Here is a 6,688-nt window from a genome sequence, read left to right as displayed (position 1 = left end):
GCTCTACCTTCATGGTCAGCGCGTCGGCGGCCACGAAAGTGAAGGGCCCGGCCTCGCCCAGGGGACGGTGGCGGAAGGACTCCACGTGCTCGTCGAGGTCACCGGCCATGCGAGAGACCTGGGACTTCGACAGGGAGTTGATGCCCAGGGTCTTCACCAGCTTGTCCATCCGGCGGGTCGAGACCCCGGCGAGGTAGCAGTCGGCCACGACCGTGATCAGGGCGGACTCGGCCCGCTTGCGCCGCTCGAGCAGCCACTCGGGGAAGTAGGTGCCGGTGCGCAGCTTCGGGACGGCGACGTCGATCGTGCCCACGCGGGTGTCGAGGTCGCGGTGGCGGTAGCCGTTGCGCTGGGCCGCCCGGTCAGGAGTGGGCCTGCCCCACTCGGCGCCGACCACCGCGTCGGCGTCGGCGGAGAGCAACTGGTTGATCACCGTCTGCAGCAGGGACCGCATCAGGTCCGGCGACGCGTCGGACAGGGCTTCACCGAGCAGGCCGGCAGGGTCGACAATGTGAGGAGCGGTCATCGTGATGATGTCCTTTCGAGAGTGCTGTGAGAGGTGAACTCGAAAGATCTCACGGTGGCCGCGCTCTCGTCCGGAACGACGGACTCGGCCACCGAGCGTTACACCATCATGCGGGGCTCAACTGGGCGTTGAAGTATGAGGCCTAGCCCGCACGAGACATCGCACAGCTCAGTACGCTGTGACCTAGAAGCTGAAGGACCGCTGCGCGCCCTGCCGAGGTCATCGCGTAAGACTCCGAAGGTGCGAGGAGAGAGCCATGACGACACGACATGCGAGTCGCCGCAAGCCCCGGAAGAAGCCCACCGAGGCCACGACAATCGACTGGAGCGCCGCACAGAAACGAGCCGAAACCGCCATGCGCCGTTCTAAGGCCACGATCGAAGCCGGCGAGTCCTTCGCCGCTCAGAAGCCCGCAGAACGCAGCGGGGCACCGAGTAAGTACCGCGGTGGACGTGCCAGCTGACCCTTGAGACGTTAGAAGGCCCGCCACATAAGCAGCGTTTCGTGTAGAAGATCAGACATTTGGCCGTGGGCCGCTGGAGAGGACGGGTGTGGACCAGTGGTGCTTGCCGGTCATCGCGTCGGGGGTCCAGTGCGGGTTCCGCAGGGGTGGGCGAAAGTGGATCTTGAGGACTTCCCACAGGCTGGCTCGCCGGTAGAAGACATCGATCGCGCTGCCTCTGCCGCCGGGGCCAATGTGGAGCGTGAGTGTTGAGTTCCGGTGCATGGCTTGAACAGGAAGCCCTACCCCGCCGTTGGCCACGGTGATCCCTCCGCCATGAAAGTTCACTAGGGCTTCTACCCAGACTGGCCAGTAGTGCCGGCGGGTGAGGACCACGATCCCGTCCTCGCCCCAGGCTGCTTCCCAGGGTGCTTCTCGGCCGAGCTGAAGCCAGTCAGCGGTGGCAACGAGGAACGCCGCACAGGAGATCAGCAAGGCGGCTAAGGCGACGAGATCAGTGGAGGTCATAGGGAGATTCTGTCGGCTGGTTTCGTCACGGTTGTCCGGTTCCGTGGGCTCCGGTTTCGACCTCCCCTGCCGGCGTGCGCGCACGGCGACGCGTGGGATTCCTGGGGAGGGCAGCGCGGGCCTATCATCCCGTGGAGTCACCGCGTTGGAGCGGTGACAAGAGGTGGTCCTGATGGCGTTGTTCTCTCGAGGAAAGAGGCCGGCTGCTCAGCCCCGGCCGGAGAACCGGTGGCTGCAGGTCGTCGACCAGCCCTCAGCCCCGGAACCCGAGCTCCCGGCTGAGTCGGCGACACCGGTGTATCCGCTGCGATCGTCAGGTCGTTAAATCGACCTGGCTACGGGTAGGAAAACATGCATATCGATCGATCATTTAGGTTGCCGGTTTTTATGCTGGAGGAAGCTTTTGAAGAGTAATTCTTGACGCTCGAGCTCAGTACGGCATCGGCGACTGGCTCCCATGATCTTGTCCATCACGGTGTCCAGACTGTCGTGGGCTCTTACCAGATCTGGGGTCATGCCCAGCGGCGCGTAGTGAGACTCCAGAGTGCGCCCTGGATGGCTTTGTCGAACTGCGAGGATGCGTTCTCCGGCTGTCTTCAAGGAAGCCCGTTCGGGATCAGACAGCTTAGGCATCGGGAAATTGTTCCACGTAATCGTGCTGGAGAACGAAGGCCTGGACTCAAGACGCCCCCCAACGGTTTTCATCCATGTCCAGAACATCGAGGAGGAGGCTACGGCGAAGATGATCCCGTCAGGATCTACAGCGCCGTAGACCTTGTTGGAGATGATCACGTCTGGTTCGAAGTGCGCGACGGGCAAGTAGCGGCGGTTCTCGCTGCTCACCTCGGGGATACCGACGAAGGGAACCTCGGAGACCAGCCCCAGCTGGCGGAACAGATGCGGGAACCTTGACCATTCCTTCGTGGAATCCGCATCGGATTTCAGCCTCGTCGCTTCAACGCCCTGGAGACGACGCTTGAGCTCCGGAGACTTCCCCGGGGCCCCAGGAGGCATGTCGCGTAGCCAGAGGCACCACCGCTTCCGGTTGGAGAGAAGCTCTTTGGCCCCCACGTAAGGGCGAACGAAAGGTGCCATGACGGGGTCAGCCATGACGCGGTCGTAGTCCTCAGAGGAAACGATCAGGTGACCACCATCAGTGGGTTTAGAGCCATAGTTGACCTTTGGGAGGTCTGGGGCCAGTGGAGTAGTGCGCTTGGTGATGAGCAGCTCTGGCCCATCAACCAGATAGGGGTTGATGGTGCGTACCTTCGGCACCGGGGCAGGTTCGGCGTTGACCTTTGGGTAGTCCCAGAGCTGTCGCTTGGCTCCCCGGTCGCGGCTGAAGCCGACGATCACGCAGTGCACTGCGGCCTTGCCGGGGGCTTCTGAGTCCCACTGGAAGGTGCGGTGGGCGAACTTGATGGTCCAGCCCTGCTCGAAGATCGGTGCGAACAGACGTGCGGTCTGGTCGCCTTGAGTGATCGAGTTGGTGGTCACGTAGGCCCATTCGCCGTGACGATCTGTCATCAGCCGCAGCGTTTTGGCATGCCACGCGGTAACGAAATCCAGCCGGGAGAGCTGCACCGTCGTCCCCCAAGCCTGTCCCAGCAGGGCCTTCTGCTCCTTTGTTCGGGTGTGGTCCCCCAGGAAGGGCGGATTGCCGAAGACATAGGTCTGCCCGGTCGTCTCCGGGAGGATCTCTGTCCAGTCCAGGGTGAGGGCGTCGTGATGATGAATATGAGCCGTGATGGAGATTGGCAAGCGGTCAGGAGCTGCTCCGCGGGCCTTGGCAAGAGTGCGATTGGCCTGGTGGTCGACGAGGAACATGGCTGTCTCGGCGATCTTGGCCGGCCACCAGTTGATCTCGATGCCGTAGAACCGATCGATGGTCAGCCGCTGGTCAGTAGTCACATCCATGGCCATGTTCATCGGATCCCAGCGTCGAGAGCGTTCGACGATGAGGTCGGTCTCGATCTGGCGCAGGTGGGCGTAGGCGACGTTGAGGAAGTTGCCGGCCCCGCAGGCCGGGTCGAGGTAGACGTTGGCGGCCATCTCGTCGATGAGCGCCTCGAACTCCGTTTTGGAGGCTGTCTTCTTGGCGATGAGCCGGTCTGCGCGTGTGCGGTAGTCGTCGAGGAACAGCGGACCGATGGTCTTCAGGATGTTGGTTTCGGAGGTGTAGTGCTCGCCGTCGCCTCGACGGGCCTTCCGTGACTTGACCAGTTGGAAGAGCGCGCCGAAAACCGCTGGGGAGATGTAAGTCCAGCGGAATCGGCAGGCATCGATGAGCGCGTCACGCATCTGGGCGGTCAGGAAGGGAACAGACGAACGTCCGTCGAAGATGCCGCCGTTGATGTACCGGAACTTCGCCATCTGGGCAGGGACGTTTCGGCGCTGGGATTCGGGGGTGTTGAGCACCCTGAAGAGGGCATCGAGCTGAGGGCCGAGGGAGTCGGCGGTGGTGTCGTACTCGACCCAGCGCCGGAAGAGATCGTCTTCCCATAGGCCGGCATCGTCTCCGTAGAGCAAGAACAGCAGCCGCGTTAGCAGCACTGAGGCTTCACGCGCGAGCTCGTCCTCATCTTCTGGGTTGGTGGGAGCGTCCTCACTCACCGCCTCATCAGCATCCTCGCCGACAACGGCCTGCCACAGCCCAGCCATCAGAGCAGCAGCCTCAAGGGAGGCGGCCTGCTCTTCTGTCTTGGTGACGGTGTCTTGGCCAGCAAGGAACATCAGCTGATCGACGTAGTCAGCAGTGTCGCTGATGTCGAAATCGACGGTCCAGGGGTCGGATCCGAGTCGATCGATGCGCAGCCGCTGGAAGTTGGTGAGGATGACGTACTTCGGCCACTCGAACTGGCCAATGGATCCGCCAGAGAGGTAGTCCAAGGCCTGGTCCAGAGCAGGATCGAGGGGGGCATCTAGAGACTTTGCCTCACCGATGGCAACGCCGGACCAGAAGAAGTCGATGTAGCCGGTGTTGCCGCTGCTGGCCCGGGAAGCATCTCGTTCGAAGAGATCCATGCGCTCGGGAATCACCCCGAAGCAGCGCAGCAGATCAGACCAGAACGACTGCGCGTACGACTTCTCCGTATGGGTCTGGCCTGTCTCGCGCCAGGCCCCGATGCGCTCAGTCCAGTGGCGGGCGAAGTCCCGCAGACCTTGGGTAGCGGTTCCACGGTCCATCTGCATCGGAGCTTCCATGGGAGGCATCCTATGCAGACTGATGGACCTAGCCGGGCCTGAAGTCGCCTGTCGTAAGCAGTAAATACCGCAATCGGGATTACGGTATTTACTGCTTGTCGAGTTCCTGCTGAATGGCGGTCACGACGATCTGTCGGACGGTGGTGCCCTGTTGGCTGGCACGGGTCTTCAGCTCTCGTCGCAGAGACTCCGGGACCTGGATGGTCAGGTGACGCAGCGGATCGGACTCCTCGTGCTGCGGTAGGGCATCCTTCATGGTCGCCTCAGCGTCTCGAGTGCGGGGGGCCATATTGGTGGCGGTGGTCTTCTTAGGCTTCATCGGTGGTGGCCTCCAGGATCTCGAGGGCTGCCTGCTGGTATCCGAAGAGCTCCCGCTCTGGTCGGGTGCCGAAGGACTGACGGATGGCTTCACGGCGGGGGATCGCGGTCTCGAAGTGGCCGATGCCGTGTTCGTCGAGGACCTCGAGCGCGGCCCGATAGGACCGGGTGCGTCCATCGACCTGGGTGAGCAGGACGTAGGAGTCCACTGCCTGGGATGAGACGGCCTCGGTCTCCCACACGCGGGACATGTCAATCGCGCTGGGTGCAGTGGGGATAATCGCGGCCCGGGCTGTCTCGAGAGCGGCATCGATGCCGCGGGTGTCTCCGGGGCCGGTGTCGATCAGCGTGAAGTCCGCCTTCTCAGAAGCTCTCCGCAGCTTGGCGACGTTGACCGCTTCCACAGCGAACGGCAGGGGGGTGCCGTCCTCTTCAGCACGCAGCGCCCATTCGGAGGCTGAGCCCTGGGGGTCGGCGTCCCAGACTTCTACGCTGCCGTGCTCGGTGAGGGCGGTGGCCAGGAAGATCGCGGTGGTGGTCTTCCCGACGCCGCCCTTGGTGTTGGTGATGACCAGGCGCATGACTACACGCTAGCACGGTAAAAACCGTATACGGGATTGCGGTAAATACTGCCTATCGTGCGACGGCCCCTGTCATTCCTTCAGACGGGCACGGTTCTTCTCCCAGATGCGCGCCAGGGCAGTTTCACGGCTCTTCACGAACGAGGGTGTAGTCGGTTGAGCGCGTCGGTGGCCGGGTAGGGGTCGAGGTCTCCCGGATGATGGAAGTTCTTCACGCTCGCCATCCCGAAAGACCTCGACGTGCTCCACCCTACTTTCGCGACCCCTGACCTGACCACGTTCTGCCGCCTCGACGAGCTCGGCCTCGTCGCCGTCGGCCAGCTGATCGAGCCGGATCGGGCCACGATCGAATGCCGCGTCGTCGAGGACGACCCGTGGTGTCGGAAGTGCGGTGTCGAGGGCGTGCCGCGGGACACGGTCACGCGTCGACTGGCGCACGAGCCGTTCGGGCACCGGCCGACGACCCTGCTGGTGCGGGTGCGCCGGTACCGGTGCGGACACTGCCGGCGCACGTGGCGGCAGGACATGACGCGGGCAGCGGCGCCGCGTGCGAAGATCTCCCGCGGCGGCCTGGAGTGGGCGCTGCGGGGCATCGTCATCGACCACCTCACCGTCACCCGCGTCGCCGCAGGTCTCGGGGTGTCCTGGAGTGCCGCGAACGCCGCCGTCCTCGCGGAAGGCAAGCGGCGCCTGATCGACGACCCCGCCCGGTTCGACGGGGTCACCACGATCGGTGTCGACGAGCACGTCTGGCGACACACGAGGCTGGGCGACAAGTACGTCACCGTGATCATCGACCTCACGCCCGCCCGCGAGAAGACCGGCCCCGCACGGCTGCTGGACATGATCGAAGGCCGCTCCAAGGCCGTCTTCAAGCAGTGGCTCGCGGGACGGCCGCAGGCATGGCGGGACGGCATCGAGGTGGTAGCGATGGACGGGTTCAGCGGGTTCAAGACCGCCGCCGCGGAAGAGCTCCCGGACGCGGTCCCGGTGATGGACCCGTTCCATGTCGTCCGTCTCGCCGGCGACGCGCTGGACCGGTGCCGGCAACGCGTTCAGCAGGACACGCTCGGGCATCGCGGTCGACAG

The 6,688-nt window shown here is 63.9% G+C and carries 7 protein-coding genes; 2 read left to right on the top strand and 5 right to left on the bottom strand.

Translation table 11 applies throughout. The annotated features are described in order from the left end of the window. A partial coding sequence (locus ACHFFZ_RS01340; RefSeq protein WP_394274869.1) for a transposase occupies window positions 1-526 on the bottom strand: 526 nt, incomplete at its 3' end. A gap of 256 nt (window positions 527-782) precedes the next feature. Here ACHFFZ_RS01340 and ACHFFZ_RS01335 point away from each other — a divergent pair. Further along, entirely contained in the window at window positions 783-989 is a 207-nt protein-coding gene (locus ACHFFZ_RS01335) for a hypothetical protein (RefSeq protein WP_394274868.1), read from the top strand. Between the two features lie 51 nt (window positions 990-1,040). Here ACHFFZ_RS01335 and ACHFFZ_RS01330 read toward each other — a convergent pair whose 3' ends face one another. From ACHFFZ_RS01330 to ACHFFZ_RS01315, 4 genes are all read right to left on the bottom strand, one after another. Continuing rightward, window positions 1,041-1,496 carry a hypothetical protein gene (locus ACHFFZ_RS01330; RefSeq protein WP_394274867.1) on the bottom strand — a complete coding sequence of 152 codons (456 nt, stop codon included), beginning with the start codon at window positions 1,494-1,496 and terminating at the stop codon, window positions 1,041-1,043. A 366-nt stretch (window positions 1,497-1,862) separates the two neighbouring features. Continuing rightward, window positions 1,863-4,700: a DNA methyltransferase gene (locus ACHFFZ_RS01325; RefSeq protein ID WP_394274866.1), complete on the bottom strand. Its 2,838-nt coding sequence runs from the start codon at window positions 4,698-4,700 to the stop codon at window positions 1,863-1,865. 88 nt (window positions 4,701-4,788) lie between these two features. Then, window positions 4,789-4,956, bottom strand: coding sequence for a hypothetical protein (locus tag ACHFFZ_RS01320; RefSeq protein ID WP_394274865.1), 168 nt, complete (start codon window positions 4,954-4,956; stop codon window positions 4,789-4,791). A gap of 52 nt (window positions 4,957-5,008) precedes the next feature. Then, a complete protein-coding gene (locus ACHFFZ_RS01315; RefSeq protein ID WP_394274864.1) occupies window positions 5,009-5,599 on the bottom strand; it encodes a ParA family protein in 591 nt (196 codons plus the stop codon). Window positions 5,600-5,839: 240 nt separating this feature from the next. Here ACHFFZ_RS01315 and ACHFFZ_RS01310 point away from each other — a divergent pair. Continuing rightward, window positions 5,840-6,688 (top strand): ISL3 family transposase (locus ACHFFZ_RS01310; protein ID WP_394274863.1); only part of this gene is annotated, 849 nt, incomplete at its 3' end.

Origin of the sequence: Luteococcus sp., assembly GCF_043424415.1 — a bacterium.
Lineage (GTDB): Bacteria > Actinomycetota > Actinomycetes > Propionibacteriales > Propionibacteriaceae > Luteococcus.
Note: the sequence above shows the minus strand (reverse complement) of the source record. Positions and strands in the feature narration are given on the sequence as shown.